This window comes from Limnothrix sp. PR1529, from assembly GCF_002742025.1.
GTDB lineage: Bacteria > Cyanobacteriota > Cyanobacteriia > CACIAM-69d > CACIAM-69d > CACIAM-69d.
In genome coordinates this window covers 1-15,623 of the sequence record NZ_LIRO01000088.1, presented here as the reverse complement: position 1 = coordinate 15,623, position 15,623 = coordinate 1, and the positions used below count along the sequence as shown (strand labels likewise).

Here is a 15,623-nt window from a genome sequence, read left to right as displayed (position 1 = left end):
GCTCATTACGAAAAATCAAAATGGCGTAGCAATACAGATCTACATGGTCTTAATTGCTTATGCCATCTTGCAGTTAATAGAATTGCCGCAGTTCTATAGTCAGACGCTACTAGATAAATTGCGATATTTGCAAGTTGTACTCGGTCGCTATGGCTCAATCAGTCATTGGAGCTATGATTTACTGCCAGAAACTCTTGTTGCCTAGAATATGAAGTTTTGTGTTTAGATTCAACACTTCTGGGATGAGGCTTGTTATAAACCAGTCAATATCCATGAAGGCATTGACAGCACCTTGGCGATTTTGCAACATCGGATGAAGGCTGCACCCGACCACCCGGAAATTCAGGTGAAATGTGACTATGGCGATTTACCGGCGGTGGAATGCTATGCCAGCAATTTAAATCAGGTCTTTATGAATTTGATTGCCAATGCGATCGAGGCAATTACTGAAAAATATCAAACGAATCCGCTGGACGCTACGAACCCTAATTCATCAGCTAGGGGTCAATTTAAGGGTTGTATTGAAATTCAAACGCGCCTTTTGCGGGGCGATCGGGTGCAAATTCAAATTACCGATAATGGGGTGGGGATGCCGGACAGCATCCAATCACAAATTTTTAATCCCTTTTTCACGACGAAGCCGGTTGGCAAAGGCACGGGGCTGGGGATGTCGATTAGCTATCAAATTGTGACGGAGCAACACCAGGGCCAGCTTCGGTTTAGCTCTGTGCCGGGTGCAGGATCGACGTTTACGATCGTGATGCCCCTGAAGCAAGAAGGGCAATCCACTTAGCCCCAAGCGTCAGTCAGGATGGCCAGGGCAGGAGGCAGAAGTTAGGGTTACAATAGGAACCTCACCCAAGATCGACGCGCTCTCCAGCCCATTGCGCCATGCCTGAGCCTGCTCCTTCAGCCATTCATTCCTTCATTCAGCGGTGGCAAGCGTCAAGCGGCAATGAGCGGGGAAATTATCAGCTTTTTTTGAGTGAATGGTGTGACTTGTTGGGGGTGGCGCGGCCCGATCCGAAAGGGGCGATCGCACATCCAAGTCTTGCGGATTCACCCAACTGTTGCTCAGCGATTCTACTGGCTCTCGTTATGAGGATGATCACAGGACTGAGTGCATTGTCTGCCTGATCTCTGTCGGTTGCCGATGGCTATCACTGCAAGGGTCTCGCAGCGCAGCGGCATAACGTTCCCAATCACCCGCCGCAGATAACCCTGAGTGTTCACAGACAATCTCTCGGCGGTCGGGTGCATTGGGTTTGTTATGCGGCTTTCTAGCTATCAGTTCTAAGTGTTAGGCTACCAAGTATAAGTTGAGCTAAATCATCAGCTTTTTTTGATTGTTCTGCTGCTAATGTCCGCAATGTAAATTCTTGTTCGACAGCATCCCCAATTTGCGTTTGGATCTCCTCTGGAGGCACAATTATTTGCAGTTCTAGTAATCTGGATGGACTGATTCTTTGTCGCCCTGTTGCTCCAGTAACATTAGCTGTCGCTTGTCGAGTAAAGTGATCAGAACGCAAGGCTCTAAAAAGGTAATAAAGGTTAATATCAACTTGTTGTTTTTTTCTCAACACTATAAACTCGGTTGACGCAACAGCATTAGTTAAATCTTGAGTTACTAAAGCAATCTTTTTATTTGCTAAGCTAGGCATGATTTTTGCAAAGAGAATATCATTTTTTTGAAAACGATGTTTTGTACTGCCAATTTCACTACCTCGACTGACTTTAAGAGTTAATATATGTCCATAAATGTCATCTACTTCGCGCAAATCAATGTATTCAAATATTTGATTAGCGTGTCTATTAGATCTAGGGTTAACGCTACTTGATACAGCATCTACAAAGTTACCCAAAGGTTGCTGATCAAAGTCGCCTATCTGTTCGTGCAAGTACTGTGTATATGCTGCACCAGCATCAACCGTATCAATGTTACTAGCTGATTCTTCAGTAATGGTTAGTACTAAAGGTTCTGTTTGAATTAGCTCAATAGTCATTGCAAGTTTAGCTTTACTCCATGATAGGCTTCTGCGATAACAGGTAAATCATTTAGATCCGTTTCTCTATAATATTTTGATGTAATATCATAGCCGACACGCTCTGCTTGCGCTAGAAACCGTTTTTTGTTGTCTCTAGCAGCCTTCTTGAGATATAAGACACAAGTTCTAGCATTAGAACCACCGAAGGGCTTAAACGCTCCCACAGGTAAACTTATACAACCATGAATGTGGGTATTAGCCTTAACAAAATCACGAACTTCGGTTTCTGAGACTCCACTTGCAACACCGTGCGGCAGAATAACCAGTAAGCGACCAGTTTCAGGTTTCAATAATCGAATTGCTCTTTCAAGAACTAAATAATCTGAACCTTGAGCAGCTTTGCCGCGCCCCAAAGCATACCGATTCAGAGTAGTGGGATCTTCATAGGGTATGTTGAATGGAGGATTAATAAGAATTACATCAAACTTTGCTGCATCATTTTGCTCAATCTCTGAAAAATCTGTTCTTCGCCCATCCGTATTTTCAAAAAAATCTTCTCTAATCGAATCCCCTGTATAAATATGTTCATAGCCATCACCATGCAAAATCATGTTTATTCTGCATAAGGTTGCGAGGCGCGGGTTTATTTCAATTCCCCACAAATTATTGGTTACGAGATCGCTAACTAAACGATCCTTTTCATCTTGGCTAGAGTCGAGAGAGCGGATTTTTTTGCGAACGTTTATAAACGCTCTAATGAGAAAACCACCACTTCCGCAGGATAAATCGAGGACTTTTTCTCCAATTTTTATATCAGCTACCTCAACCATAAACTCGACCAATTGTCTTGGAGTTAAATACTGTCCCAAGTCTCCTCGCAAAGTCCCAGTAAGAAAAGCTTCGTAAACAGAACCAACCACATCTCCACCAGCTCCAGCCAAACCTAGCGGAGTCTTGAAACCATACAGCCCAAATGGTTCTAATTCACGAACAATCTTTTCAACCGTTTCATTGCTCCTAATTTGAATCTGCGTTCCTGTAGAAAATACATTAAAAGTTCGTTTAGCATCGGAAAACATCTGTTGTAATGCAGCGAGAGGTCCACTGCCAAGAAGCCATTGAGATGTAAAGCGGTTAGGCGCAAGACCTTCAGCAGCTCTTTTCTCTTCATTAAATTTGCACGTGAGAATTTTTGTTAGCTCATCAAATGCAGACTCAGCAATAAGTCCTTCTTTGGCTAGCTCTTTGCGACACTCCCTAAATGCTGTTTCTAAACCACTTTTATTCTCAATAGTTACTAGAAGACGCTCAGCAGCTTGTCGCTTCTCTGTCTGAAATGTAGTACTAGAGACAGCAAGTACTATGCTTTCAAGTTCTTGCGGCTCAGGAATCGATTCCAACCCACCAATATCATCCCTATCCAGGTAATATACTTCCCAATCACGTCCATTAGTTAGAACTGCAATTGGTGTAGGAGGTTCAAGAAGTTGAGCATAGGAAAGTGCTTGATTAACATCTTCCTCTTTGAGGCGATGCTGAATACGCTTGGTTTCAACAACAAGGGACGGACGCTCCCCGATGTAAACAACAATATCAGCTTGTTTTCTGAATCGATGTCCTGAAGTTCCAGTGATCGAGACTTTCCGCCCTATTTGGTTCCTATCATAACCAAGTCTCAAAAGAAAAGGAATAACAACATTCTCAGCACAATCATCCTCAGAGTTCAGCGGTGGTGCGTTGCGAAAAATATCATCCAAGATAGCCTGCTTGTTCAACGGCATACCTACTACACCTTTCCGTTACTAAGAAAAATAAGCCTACTGCAACCTATAGCAGCACACCGGATCTAATCATATCAGTGTTTACGCCTTGTGCTCTAAACGCAAGGGGTGCAAGAGCCGCATAACGGCTGAACTCACCCGCCTTAAGTAGCTTTGTTCAATATTCAAAGCCTAGCATAAAGTTGGGTGCAGTGACTTGTTAGCTTGATTTTGGGTAGCGATCGCAATAATAATGATCAAGGAGCGGGAATCCCTGCTGTATTATCAATCAAATATCTAATACTATTAGCTATCAACAAATAACTGTCCTTGGTATATCCTCCACTGAGAACCATGACAAAGGGTATCTTAAGTTCCAATAAGGTCTTGAACACTAGAATATCCCTACTAAGCACTCCTTGAGCAGATATATCTAATTTTCCTAATGGGTCTTTGCAATATATATCCGTACCTGCATTATAAAATGCTAGCCTTATAGGAGTTATACTATCTAAGTAGGACGGCAAATATTCTTGAAGCAACTCAATGTATTTTCTATCGCTGGTTCCAGATTTCAAAGGAATATCTAAATCTATTCCACGCTTTGCCCACCCATCATTAGGGTAAATTTCGGCATTGTATACATCAAATATCTTTACATTTTGGTCATTAAGAAAAATCCTTTCAAGACCATTACCTTGATGGGCATCCAAATCAATAATAACAACTTTATCTGTTTCTTGTATAGTACCTTCCATTCTTAGCGAGGCAATTGCTATACCAATATCGGAATAAATACAGAAACCTTCACCATTAGCTTCACTAGCATGATGATATCCCCCAGATAGATTTATACCAATTCCATTTTTAATAGCAGACTTTGCAGCAATTAAGGTTCCCATAGTTGCTAAACGCATTGGGTTCAAAATATGCTTGTCAATCAATCTACTGGGACATAGAGCCAAAGGCGGCATTTCTAGGGCCTGAGCTAAGTATCTAGAACTTGACAATAGTTCTAAATAACTTTTGGTATGTACAGTAGATAACTCATGATGACTAATAGATCGCGAGGGAAGAATATGTAATGACTGTAATTGTTTGCCATAGATTGCAAATAATTTATTCCACGAACGACCATACTTGCAGCTATCAAATGGATGAAGCTTCTCAACTCCAAAAAAGTTAATGTTATATTCGGGTGAATAAATTAGCTTTGGTTGAAATTCAGACTTAGAAAGCATTATTATTAACCTAATTCATTTTTGATTCGTAATGCAAAATTCCAAGCATCCTCTGGAGTCCATACTGGTATCCATCCCCGTGTTTTTAAACCTGAAAGATCCTGTAAAGCATCTACAACTGCACGACAGCAATTATTATTAACATAAGAATAATTCCAATGTTTTATATACCAATTAGGCAACCATGACATTTTACTCTCGTAAGGCAAATTAAACATGGTTAGATAACTATCAGCTTTTCGACCAATTCTATAAACATCTTCATCATAACTAGTAACTAGATGAGGGATAGTTGAATATAGAACTTTTTTTTTCTTGCTTGGTGAAGGCCAAAAACTTAAATAATATTTTGATCCTTCACGAATTGTCTCCAGAGAAACATGACCATCCCAGTAGTAGAATCGTGTTGACATAAGCATCATACTTTCTCTAGCAACTAAATTCAGTGGTGCTAACTATTTATTAGACCGCAGGTACAGGATAACTCTCCTCAGCAGAGTGTTGTCAAGCAGTTGCGGTCTAGCTCCGGTACTAAGGGTCTTATCCCGCAGTTGCAAGATAATACCCCCCCTTATAGGACTTTTACCGCAACGATCGCCCCAGAAACACCACAGCCCTAATCCAACGGCGCGATCGCCCGTTTCACCAGGTTCTCAGCCGTCAGACCATTCAGACCCATCAGTTGACCAGCGGTAGCCGTCGTTTCGCCGCGCTTCCAGGCAAACACATCGCGCGGAGCCGCGCGGAGCAGGACGATCGCCCCTTGCCCCTGCCCAAGGAATTCAAAGAGCGCGTCGCCGCCGCCCGCGATCTGGTTCGCGCCGAAGGGGGCGAATGGACAATCGATCGCGCCACCAGCCGATTCAGCGGCAGAAATACCACAGCCAAATTAGAGAAAATCAAGAAGGCACTCGAAGCCCTCGAAGGCGCAGGCCTGCTGCTGTCCTACGAAGACAACGGCGAACAACGCTGGTACGATGCCAGCCTCCAGGCGATCGCCTAGCGATTAGCGATCATCTTCAGCTCAAGATTTTTCGCGCTGCTCGATCGACCGTGCTAGGAGCGGGCCAACAGATCCAACGGGCGATCGCTCTCTTGCAGGTTAGATTCCAAATCCGCAATTAGGCGAGGATCGTGCTGCTCCAGCAGTTGAGTGGCGGCGCTGGCCTGAAGCGGCTGGGCCAGCCAATAGCCTTGGATGTAGGTGCAACCCAGGTTGGCCAGCCAAACCAGTTGCTCAGCGGTTTCCACCCCCTCGGCGATCGTGTCCATGCCCAACTGTTCCGCCAGAGTGATGATGGCGCGGACGATCGCTTGGGTGTTGTCGCGCCCGCCCAGTTGGGAAATGAAGGACTGATCAATTTTGAGCACATCCAACGGGAACCGATGCAAATAGCTGAGGGAAGAGTAGCCCGTGCCAAAGTCATCGAGACAAAGGACGATCTGGCGCGATCGCAGCTCATACATGGTGGCGGCTGCCAGATCGGAATTGTCGGCGATGGTGGTTTCCGTCAGCTCCAGCTTCAGGGTTCCGGGATTGATGCCGGTGCGATGCAAAACCTGATCAATTTGCTCCATCAGGTCAAGGCGGGAAAATTGCTTGGCGGAAAGATTAACGGCAATTTGCAAATGGCCCAGTTGCGGGAAAAGTTGTTGCCACTCCCGAAGCTGATAGCAGGCGCGATAGAGCGTCCACAGGCCGAGGGTAATGATCAGGCCCGTTTCTTCGGCGATCGCAATGAACCGATCGGGGGAAATGGGCCCCAATTCCGGGTGATGCCAGCGCAACAGGGCTTCAAAACACTGAATTTCACCCGTGCGGGCCTCGGCGATCGGTTGATAGCGCAAGCTGAAGGGCATGGGCACTTCCGGGTGACCGGCTCGATCAATGCCCATGTCCTCAATTTGAGCGATCGCCCGGCGCAGGTCATGTTCTAGGCGCAGGGTGGTGAGCACCTGTTGGTGAACGGCCCGATCGAACACCTCATGGCGCGATCGCATGGCCTTGGCCCGGCGCATGAAAATATCCGCATCCCGCAACAGCAGCTCCGCACAGTCATATTCCCGAGATCCCAGGGCAATGCCAATGCTGACGCTGGTGAAAATTTCTTGGCTGCCCAAGGTCACCGGCCGCGCCAAGGAGCGATGGATCGATTCGGCCACCTGTTCCGCCTGGGCCCGGGTGGTCACGTCTTGCAGCAAAATGGCAAATTCATCGCCATCCAACCGGGCGATCGAGTCGGTGGGCCGCAAGCAGCGCCGCAATCGGTGGGCGATCGCCACCAAGAGTTCATCCCCCGCTTGATGGCCCAGGCTGTCGTTAATCACCTTGAAGCGATCGATATCCACAAACAGGATCGCAAAGCCCCCTTGCTCGGTCACTTGCATCAGGCGGATGGTTTTGGCCAACTCTTCCATCAAAAAGGTGCGGTTGGGCAACCCGGTGAGCCGATCGTGCAGGGCGTTGTAGCGCAATTGCGATTCGGCCCGTTCCCGCTCCTGAATTTCCTGTTGCAGTTGTTGCACCGCCGCCCGCAGCTTCAGGGTGCGCTGTTCCACCAGGCTTTCAATTTGCATGTTGAAGCTGGCCAGCTTCACATCGCTTTGGTGGCGCAAGATGGTGCAGCCAATGCCCGCAGCTGCCAACCGCAGCAGGTTGCATTCCGCATCCGTCCAGAGCCGATCGGTTCGGCAGCGATCGAACCCCAAGAACCCCCAAAATTCCCCTTGCAAGATCATGGGCAACATCAAAACCCCATGAACCGTCTGCCCATGCCAAAAGCTGCGATAGGCATAGTTGGCGGGCAAATCTTGCAGCCGGAAATTCAACACCCGATCGGTGCTGAGGTATTCATGCCAACTGGGGTCTAAATCTTTGTAGGCAATGTTTTGCAGCTCCAAATGCTCCATTTGCAGCGTCAGGCCGGCGCGAGTCCATTCCCAACGCTGGCTGGTGAGCAGCTCGCCCGTGACCGGGTGGGGATGGTTCCGAAACACATAGGCTCGATCGGCCTGGGTCATGCTGCCTAGCATCTGTAGGGTTTGGGTAATGGCGCGATCGCCATCGGGCAACAGCATCAAACAGCGCATGGCTTCCCCCACCGCCAGCGCCGTCGCATCCCGCTGTTCCAAGTCCTGTTCCGCCAGGCGCAAGGCCTTGGCCAAGGTGGGTTCCAACCGCTCGTCTAGCCCCTCAATCAGCAGCAGGGGTTCCCCGTGATCCGGCAAAGTCAACCGCGAACAAAGACAGGGCAGCGACACCAGCTCCCCTTGGCGATAAAACGTCCAATGTTCTGTCCAGGTCTGCCGCTTGCTGAGGGCCTGCTGAATTCGCTCTAGGCGCATCCGCACTTGTTCGTGGCGGCCATGCTGGGCATGTTTCACCCAGGCCCGCAGGCTCGATCGGCTCCAGAGTTCGCTCCCCGATCGATTGGCCCAGTGGAGCCGCATGGCGAACAGATCAATCACCCAAATGGGCGAAGTCAGTTGATCCAGTAGTTGCAGGGGTGGCGGAGTCAAGATTGAACTAGTGCGAAGGGGATTAAACGCTTCCGTCATGGATCCGCAAAGATAGTGAGCTAGGAGACGTAGACCAACCTAGAGACCCTGATCACCTTCAAGACCGGTAGCGGGGCGATTGAGTCTAATCCCTATCCCCACACCAAACAGCAGGCTATCCGCCCTTTGTGGGTGGGCCGCAGATCCAGATTCCACAGCCAATTTTGGGTCAGGGGGTTTAGACCTGTCCAAATCCTAGCCAACCGATTCGACAAAGTACGGAAAAGTACGGAGATAACCCAAGAAATCTTGGGAAAACTGCCGAAATCAACAGCGATCAACCGCAAGGGCGCGTCCGAAACTTCACGGAGCGAGGCATTCCGATGAGATCCCAAGGAAATAGATACACTTTCAGCAAGGGTAGATGGGCAACCGTAGAACCGGTTCGCTTTGCTGGCAACGGCTTCAGCCTTGGCGCGTTGCTGTCTTATCTTTAGCCGATCAATCTGCCATTTGTCGATTGCTTTTGAGGATGAACGGGGGTTCCCCTCTATCCTGTCAAGGGAGCCTCTGTCGCTGTGTGATCGGCTGCCAAATTTCTTGTGATCTTTTTGAGCATAAGGATTGATCTGAGGTGGGTCAATGCCTGAGCAGAAGCCAAAACTATCTCCTTGGTCGGTTAAGGCGATCGATCTCCGCATGAGTCCCGATCGATGCTAATTCGGTATTGATGGGGTGCGCTGGATTTGGCGAAATTTTTCAGGATTGCGGTGACAGAATTCGTCTGAATTGAGGGGAACTATCCTGAGATCACGCTGAAGTCTTGGAGAAACCGGATCGCGATCGCGCCAGGTTCAGTCCAGAAAATCAGCCACCAGCCGTTAGCCCCCAAAAGCGAGCAGCCAGTCAAACCCAACGCTTAACTCAAAACCCAGCCCAATCTTCAATCCCCAATTGATTTCCAAATAAAACCCCAAATTCAACTCAGCAATCAACCTGGTGATTAACCCAGCCATCACACTGGTCAACTAACCTCACGCCTAACTCCCATTTCCAAAAATGTCTAATTGGGCGATGGGCGGCTCTGAGGCGCTGTTTAGCTCATTAGCAGTTTTTGAGTGAGTCCGAGGCCCAGTTTGGGCGGTTTTGCGCAGGCCTACGGCGATTTTCGAGTGTTTTTCAATTTGGGCCATGATTTCGCGGGCCCGGGCGATCGTGCTGGGGGGCAACCCAGCCAGGCGGGCCGCTTCGATGCCGTAGGAGCGATCGGCTCCGCCCGGTTGCACCTGATGCAAAAACACAATGCGATCGGGCAGTTCTTTGACGGCCACTTGGTAGTTAGCCACGTTGTCTAACAGGGTGGCCAGTTCGTTTAGCTCGTGATAGTGAGTGGCAAAGATCGATCGCGCGTGCAGTTCGCTGGCCAAATATTCCGCCACCGACCAGGCGATCGCCAGGCCATCAAAGGTGGCCGTTCCGCGCCCAATTTCATCAAGCAAGACCAGGGATCGATCGGTGGCGTGGTTGAGAATATTGGCCGTTTCGTTCATTTCCACCATGAAGGTCGATTGCCCGGTGGCCAAGTCATCCACCGCCCCCACCCGGGTAAAGATTCGATCACAGATTCCCAAATGGGCCGCCTGGGCTGGCACGTAGGATCCCACCTGGGCCATGAGCTGAATGAGGCCCACTTGCCGCAAATAGCAACTCTTGCCGCTGGCGTTGGGCCCCGTGAGCACCACTAAATCGGGCAAATGGGGCCCGTCGGGTAAATCGGCCTGAGGCTGATTGGCCGGTGACCCAGGCGAGGGCGCAAGGGATGGATCAAAAGTGGCATGGCCAGCCGAGTCAAGGACTGGATTAAGGTCTGAACTAAGGGGTAGATTTTTTGAGCGATCGGACGGTTGATCAAAGTGTTGATCAAAGTCACGATCGACCGGATCTGGTCGGGTATTAATTGATACATTGGCTGATGAATCAATCGATGCATCGAAGGAAGCAGCCACCAGCGAACCGGACTGGATCCCCGCCCGATCGCCCGATCGTTCATACCCCAATTGGGTCGAGTTGGGCACAAAGAACCCTTCCGGTAAGGATTGTTCAACCACCGGGTGGCGACCCTGCCGAATCTCGATCGTGCGGCCTTGATCAATCACGGGTCGGCAATAGCCCCGGGCGATCGCCAGTTCGGCAAAGTTGGTCAACACATCGATCGCCGCCACCGCCAGGGCCACCTTGCGAATTTGATCCGCCAGTTCCCCCGTAGCCGATCGCAACTCACAGAAAATCTCGTATTCCAACCGGTTCAGGTCTTCGCGGGCCGACAAAATTCGCGCTTCCCGCTCCTTCAGCTCCGGGGTGATGTAGCGCTCTTCGTTCACGAGGGTTTGCTTGCGGATATAGTCCTCGGGCACGAGATCCGCCTTGGCCCGGGACACGCCAATGAAGTAGCCAAAGGTTTTGTTGTAGCCCACTTTTAGGGTGTTGATGCCGGTGCGTTGCCGCTCGATCGCCTCCAAGTTGGCCAGCCAGTCCCGATCGCCCGCCGATTGCTGGCGCATGGTGTCCAAGGTATGGTTTACGCCATCCCGAACCAGGCCGCCTTCGGTGACGGACAGGGGCGGCTCATCAACCAGGTGGCTGCGTAGGCGATCGCCCAGTTGCTCCAGGGCCGGCGGCACTTGTTGCAACACGCGGAAATAGGGCGATCGGCCTCCGCCCACCACTTGGGCCAGCTCCGGCAACCGACCCAAGGAATCCGCCAAAGCCACCAAATCCCGGGCGTTGGCCGTGCCCGCGCCGGCCCGCCCCGCCAATCGCTCCAGGTCATACATTTCCCGCAGCAGCCGTTGCAGATCCTGGCGCAAGTCGGGCTGGTCAATCAGTTCCCCGATCGCCCCTTGGCGGGCCCGAATTCCATCCAAATCCAGCAGGGGTTGCAGCAACCAACGACGCAGGGCCCGACCGCCCATGGCCGTTACGGTGCGATCGAGCGCCCACAGTAGCGATCCGGTCAGGGTTCCATCGCGCACGGTTTGGACAATTTCCAAATTCCGGCGGGTTTGGTAATCCAGAATTAAATAGTCTGTAATTTCGTAGGTTTTGAGCAGTTGCAGCGGAATTTCGCGGGTTTGGTCTTCGGAGCTGGGATGGGTTTCCGTGAGATAGGTCAACAGCCCGCCCGCTGCCCGGGCCGCCAAGGGCCGGCGATCGCAGCCCACCCCTTCGAGCGATCGCAGCCGGAAGCGATCGAGTAATCGTTGCCTTGCTTCCGCCAGCCCAAACCGCGATTGGGGCCGCAGGGCATAGCAAAACTGGCCGGGTAACCAATCGGGAAAGTCCCGCCCCTTCAGGTGCGATCGACTCTCGCCCGGCCGCAACAGCCCCACCAGATCCAGCGCATTCACCGGCACTAACACTTCCGACGGACTCAGGCGCAACAGCTCTTGCACCAAGGGTTCTGGCTCTTCCCCTTGGGTGGCCCAAAATTCCCCGGTGGAAATGTCCGCATAGGCCAAGCCCCAATGGCGACGCTCCAGCACGATCGCCGCCAAAAAGTTATTTTTGCGGGCCGCCAACATGCCCTCTTCGAGCACCGTCCCCGGCGTGAGAATTCGGGTCACCTCCCGCCGCACCAACCCCTGAGCTTCGGCGGCATCCTGGGTTTGGTCACAGAGGGCCACCGCATAGCCCTTTTCCACCAGTTGCGCCGCATAGCGCTCGATCGCGTGGTGCGGCACACCGGCCATGGGTACGCGCCCAATATCTTTGCCGCCCTCCTTGGAAGTCAGTACCAACTCCAGCACTTCCGCGATCGTGCAAGCATCCTGGAAAAAAGTCTCGAAAAAGTCACCCACTCGATAGAGCAACAGGGCTTGGGGATGTTGTTCTTTGACCGAGACATAGTGCTGCATCATCGGCGTGAGCTGATCGCGGTTCAGCAGCCGATAGTCAGCGTTAGGAATCTCACGCGGCGTGGCAGAGGCACTCATATGGCCAAAGGAGTCTTTCGGAGTCTTTCATAGTATCGGGCAACGGTTGGTCGTGGGGGCTTCCGCCCGCCCAGCGCAACCGTTGCAACCGACCCTGCAAACCGGTCGATCGCCTGAGCTAGCATGGCCAGGACAAGCTTGGCTCCGTTGAACCAGTCCTTGGACTCAGCCTTCGGGATGAGGCAACGATCCAAAGTAGCCTTCAAAAGTAGGCATTCACAGGAACGGCCCCAAGTCACGGTTCAAACAACAGCCAGCCCCTAACCATCAGCATCAGCAAGCAGGAGGACACCACCATGGGCCGGGCGATCGAGCGAAGTTGTGTGGCAACAGCGATCGGGGTTGTGGTCTTGGGCGGTGCGCCCGCTTGGGCCCTGTCGGCCAGCCAGCGATCGGGCGATGCGGGCCCCAGCGTGGTGCGCTTGCAACGACAACTGAAAACCCTGGGTAATTACGGCGGCCCCCTCAATGGCCAGTTTGATAACGCCACGGCCGCTGCCCTAGAAGCCTTTCAGCGATCGCGGGGTCTCTATACCAAGGGGGCGGTGGATATTGTGACGAAGCGATCGCTCCTGGAAGCCACGGGGGCTGATTTAACCTTGGTGGCGAATCTGCAACCGGGCGATCGGGGCCCCAGCACCAGGGAACTGCAACGGCTCCTGAATCGGTTGGGCTTTTTGGCCGCCGAACCCACTGGCAATTTCGACAACCCCACTCGCCAAGCCCTGGAACGGTTTCAGCAATCCCTGAACCTGTCAACCACGGGTCATGTGGACTTGGCCACCATGCAGGCCCTGCGCGATCGAGCCGGAACCGACAGCGGCCAAGGGACTCCAACCCGGCCCAACCGCCCGATTTCCAGCCAACCGGCCACAGCCAGCAATGGACTGGGGCCCGGCCAACGGAGCGCCGCCGTTCGGCAACTGCAAACCCGCTTGCGCCAGTTGGGCTTTTTCGCAACCACGCCCACGGGGTTCTATGGGCCCATCACCAGCCGGGCGGTGCGAGCTTTCCAACAGGCGGCGGGGTTGACCGCCACGGGCCGGGCAACGCCGGAAACCCTGCGGGCGATCGAAACCCGTCTGGCGGCCCAACCGGCGAATGCCCGATCGACCAATGGGCAACCCGCCGATCGCCAACCCACCGATCGCCAAGCAGTCAGCCAGCGATCAACCCAGCCAACACCAGCCCAACCGGCCACCCCGGTCAACCCACCCGATCGCCCGTCCATGCGGCCCCTGAATCCCGATTACCAGGCCTTGAAACCTGGGGACAGCGGCGATCGGGTCAAGGCCCTGCAAGATCAGTTGCGAGCCTTGGGATTCCTCAAAGCCCGCAGCACCGGATTCTATGGCGACATCACCCAAGCGGCCGTCACCGCCTTCCAGCGATCGCGCCAACTCCCCGCCACGGGCCAAGCCAGCCCCGCCACCCTCCGGGCCCTGTTTGGGGCCTCCAGCCGCAGCCAAGCCAGCCCGGGCCCCAACTCGGCAACACCAGCCCGCGCTGTCCCTGCCTTCCAATCGCCTCGGCCCGCCGCCGCCCCGCGAGCCGTTCCCAACACCAGCCCCCTGGCCCAGCGATCGCCCAGTGCCCGCAGCGATGATCGGTGGTTGATGCCGGGCGATCGAGGGGTGCGCGTCACGGCCCTGCAACAGCGCCTGGCTGCCCTTGGTCTCTTGGGGTTCGATCGGGTAAACGGGGTCTATGACAACCTCACCGCCCAGGCCGTCATCAACTTCCAGCGATCGCGACGACTCAGCCCCACCGGCATTGCTGACCTAACCACCCAACGGGCCATGGGTCTGCTTTGAGGTGACGCTCCCACGCGATCGGCTCATCCCCTCTCCACCTTCCTATGCAACTCCCTGCCCCCCGGCCTCGCCCCCTGCCCCTCTGGCTGGAATGGACCATTGTTAGCAGCCTCGTGGCCGGAACCGTTGGCTTTGGGCAACATCACCTGGCCTCTTGGCCCCAGTTCCCTTGGCTGCCCTGGTTGGGGCCCTTGCTGGGTGCGCCCTTTGTGGGGCTAGCCCAAGGCTTCGTGCTGCGATCGCACCTGCGCCGGGGCAAAGCTTGGGCCAAGGCCAGCGCGATCGGCCTTTGGGTGGGTTTATCGGTCGGTGGTCTGATGGTCTGGTTGGGGCAGCGGTTGCCATCGGGCAATTTCTCAATTCTGCTAGCGGCCTTCCCGATCGCCGCCGCCATCCAAGGAGCCTTCCAAGCCCCCGTCCTGCGATCGCGCGTGCAACACCCCAACCGCTGGATTTTGATCTGTGCCCTGGCCTGGTTCGTGAACCTTTTCCCCATGTTGGTTTTTGGGGCCATGAGCCTGGACTGGCTAGAGGGTGCAATTATCCCCGCGAGCTACACCCTGCTGAATGGCCTCCTGAGCGGGGCGATCGTGGGGCTAATTCGGGGCGTTGGCCTCAGCCTGCTGCTCTATCCCCCAGCCCCCCGGCAGCCGGCCCAATCGTCCGGATCTTGACGGGGCGATCGCCCGCAGCCAGCCGCTCAAAGCAACACATCCCAGAACAGTCCCCAGGAACAGCCCCAGAATCCTCTTGAATACTTTTTGAATACTTTCTAGAAAATTCTTAGAAAAATTTTTTCTGAAACCCTTGACAAATCAAAAAACTCTTGGCATTCTACTAAAGCGTCAAACGCAAGCGGGTGTAGCTCAGTGGTAGAGCGTCACCTTGCCAAGGTGAATGTCGCGCGTTCGAATCGCGTCACCCGCTCTTTAAAAACAAAAAGCGACTGATTAGAGAAATCTGATTGGTCGCTTTTGTTTTGCGCACTTTCTTGGTGCATTGGTTCGATCCCGATCGCGATCGTCGGCAAAAACACAACCCCCGCCCCCTTCAGTTGCCAGCTCGGGCCAGGTATTCCACGACAGACACAAACAGCGCGATCGCTTCAGGGATACTCAGCAATGCCCCAAGATCATATCCAGCGCTGGATCGTAGTTTTGTGGCTACAGCTCAAATCACCCAATCATGGATTAGAGTTCAGGTATAAAATTAACGATCTCCGTAGAGAAATTGATTGGTAGTGAATCAAATTAATGTGGGATAGGTAGCAATGTCATGCCAAGTCCATGCCCTAGTCGCTAATCCCGCTCGTTCAGCAGCCGTGGTTTTGAAA

Annotated in this window: 10 protein-coding genes, 1 tRNA gene and 1 pseudogene; 6 read left to right on the top strand and 6 right to left on the bottom strand. The window is 52.6% G+C overall.

All coding sequences use genetic code 11. The features are described from left to right. Nucleotides 1-205, top strand: a pseudogene (locus AMR42_RS21210) (IS4 family transposase); the annotation flags it as partial. Nucleotides 206-313: 108 nt separating this feature from the next. Next, nucleotides 314-793: a sensor histidine kinase gene (locus tag AMR42_RS12825; RefSeq protein ID WP_099534020.1), complete on the top strand. Its 480-nt coding sequence runs from the start codon at nucleotides 314-316 to the stop codon at nucleotides 791-793. 487 nt (nucleotides 794-1,280) lie between these two features. On the opposite strand, the gene AMR42_RS12820 is transcribed toward AMR42_RS12825, so the two are convergent. The 4 genes from AMR42_RS12820 to AMR42_RS19935 form a co-directional block, all read right to left on the bottom strand. After that, the gene (locus tag AMR42_RS12820) at nucleotides 1,281-2,003 is read right to left on the bottom strand and encodes a restriction endonuclease subunit S (RefSeq protein ID WP_099534018.1); all 723 of its coding nucleotides are present in this window, start codon (nucleotides 2,001-2,003) and stop codon (nucleotides 1,281-1,283) included. Then, complete coding sequence (locus AMR42_RS12815; protein WP_099534017.1) at nucleotides 2,000-3,766, bottom strand: N-6 DNA methylase; 1,767 nt, start codon at nucleotides 3,764-3,766, stop codon at nucleotides 2,000-2,002. Before AMR42_RS12815 ends, AMR42_RS12820 begins: the two co-directional genes overlap by 4 nt. 236 nt (nucleotides 3,767-4,002) lie before the next feature. Next, nucleotides 4,003-4,986: a histone deacetylase gene (locus AMR42_RS12810; protein WP_099534015.1), complete on the bottom strand. Its 984-nt coding sequence runs from the start codon at nucleotides 4,984-4,986 to the stop codon at nucleotides 4,003-4,005. A gap of 5 nt (nucleotides 4,987-4,991) precedes the next feature. Next, entirely contained in the window at nucleotides 4,992-5,408 is a 417-nt protein-coding gene (locus tag AMR42_RS19935) for a hypothetical protein (RefSeq protein ID WP_143473072.1), read from the bottom strand. A 341-nt stretch (nucleotides 5,409-5,749) separates the two neighbouring features. On the opposite strand from AMR42_RS19935, the gene AMR42_RS12805 reads away from it, so the two are divergent. Then, on the top strand, nucleotides 5,750-5,989 hold the full coding sequence (locus AMR42_RS12805; RefSeq protein WP_099534014.1) for a hypothetical protein: 240 nt from the start codon (nucleotides 5,750-5,752) through the stop codon (nucleotides 5,987-5,989). Nucleotides 5,990-6,042: 53 nt separating this feature from the next. On the opposite strand, the gene AMR42_RS12800 is transcribed toward AMR42_RS12805, so the two are convergent. Further along, nucleotides 6,043-8,544: a bifunctional diguanylate cyclase/phosphodiesterase gene (locus AMR42_RS12800; protein ID WP_099534012.1), complete on the bottom strand. Its 2,502-nt coding sequence runs from the start codon at nucleotides 8,542-8,544 to the stop codon at nucleotides 6,043-6,045. Nucleotides 8,545-9,524: 980 nt separating this feature from the next. After that, nucleotides 9,525-12,476 carry a DNA mismatch repair protein MutS gene (gene mutS / locus AMR42_RS12790; protein ID WP_099534009.1) on the bottom strand — a complete coding sequence of 984 codons (2,952 nt, stop codon included), beginning with the start codon at nucleotides 12,474-12,476 and terminating at the stop codon, nucleotides 9,525-9,527. Nucleotides 12,477-12,772: 296 nt separating this feature from the next. Here mutS and AMR42_RS12780 point away from each other — a divergent pair, with 296 nt between their 5' ends. The 3 genes from AMR42_RS12780 to AMR42_RS12770 all read left to right on the top strand — a co-directional run bounded on the left by AMR42_RS12780 (nucleotide 12,773) and on the right by AMR42_RS12770 (nucleotide 15,217). Beyond that, a complete protein-coding gene (locus tag AMR42_RS12780) occupies nucleotides 12,773-14,290 on the top strand; it encodes a peptidoglycan-binding protein (protein ID WP_099534005.1) in 1,518 nt (505 codons plus the stop codon). 44 nt (nucleotides 14,291-14,334) lie between these two features. Beyond that, nucleotides 14,335-14,964, top strand: coding sequence for a hypothetical protein (locus AMR42_RS12775; protein ID WP_099534004.1), 630 nt, complete (start codon nucleotides 14,335-14,337; stop codon nucleotides 14,962-14,964). A gap of 181 nt (nucleotides 14,965-15,145) precedes the next feature. After that, nucleotides 15,146-15,217 (top strand) — tRNA-Gly (locus tag AMR42_RS12770). The last annotated feature ends 406 nt before the right edge of the window (nucleotides 15,218-15,623 follow it).

Excerpts from the sequence above, each read along its gene's own strand:
- AMR42_RS12820 (WP_099534018.1), bottom strand. The coding sequence starts at position 2,003 with ATGACTATTGAGCTAATTCAAACAGAACCTTTAGTACTAACCATTACT.
- mutS (WP_099534009.1), bottom strand. The coding sequence starts at position 12,476 with ATGAGTGCCTCTGCCACGCCGCGTGAGATTCCTAACGCTGACTATCGG.
- AMR42_RS12800 (WP_099534012.1), bottom strand. The coding sequence starts at position 8,544 with ATGACGGAAGCGTTTAATCCCCTTCGCACTAGTTCAATCTTGACTCCG.
- AMR42_RS12825 (WP_099534020.1), top strand. The coding sequence starts at position 314 with ATGAAGGCTGCACCCGACCACCCGGAAATTCAGGTGAAATGTGACTAT.
- AMR42_RS12815 (WP_099534017.1), bottom strand. The coding sequence starts at position 3,766 with ATGCCGTTGAACAAGCAGGCTATCTTGGATGATATTTTTCGCAACGCA.
- AMR42_RS12780 (WP_099534005.1), top strand. The coding sequence starts at position 12,773 with ATGGGCCGGGCGATCGAGCGAAGTTGTGTGGCAACAGCGATCGGGGTT.
- AMR42_RS19935 (WP_143473072.1), bottom strand. The coding sequence starts at position 5,408 with ATGATGCTTATGTCAACACGATTCTACTACTGGGATGGTCATGTTTCT.
- AMR42_RS12775 (WP_099534004.1), top strand. The coding sequence starts at position 14,335 with ATGCAACTCCCTGCCCCCCGGCCTCGCCCCCTGCCCCTCTGGCTGGAA.
- AMR42_RS12810 (WP_099534015.1), bottom strand. The coding sequence starts at position 4,986 with ATGCTTTCTAAGTCTGAATTTCAACCAAAGCTAATTTATTCACCCGAA.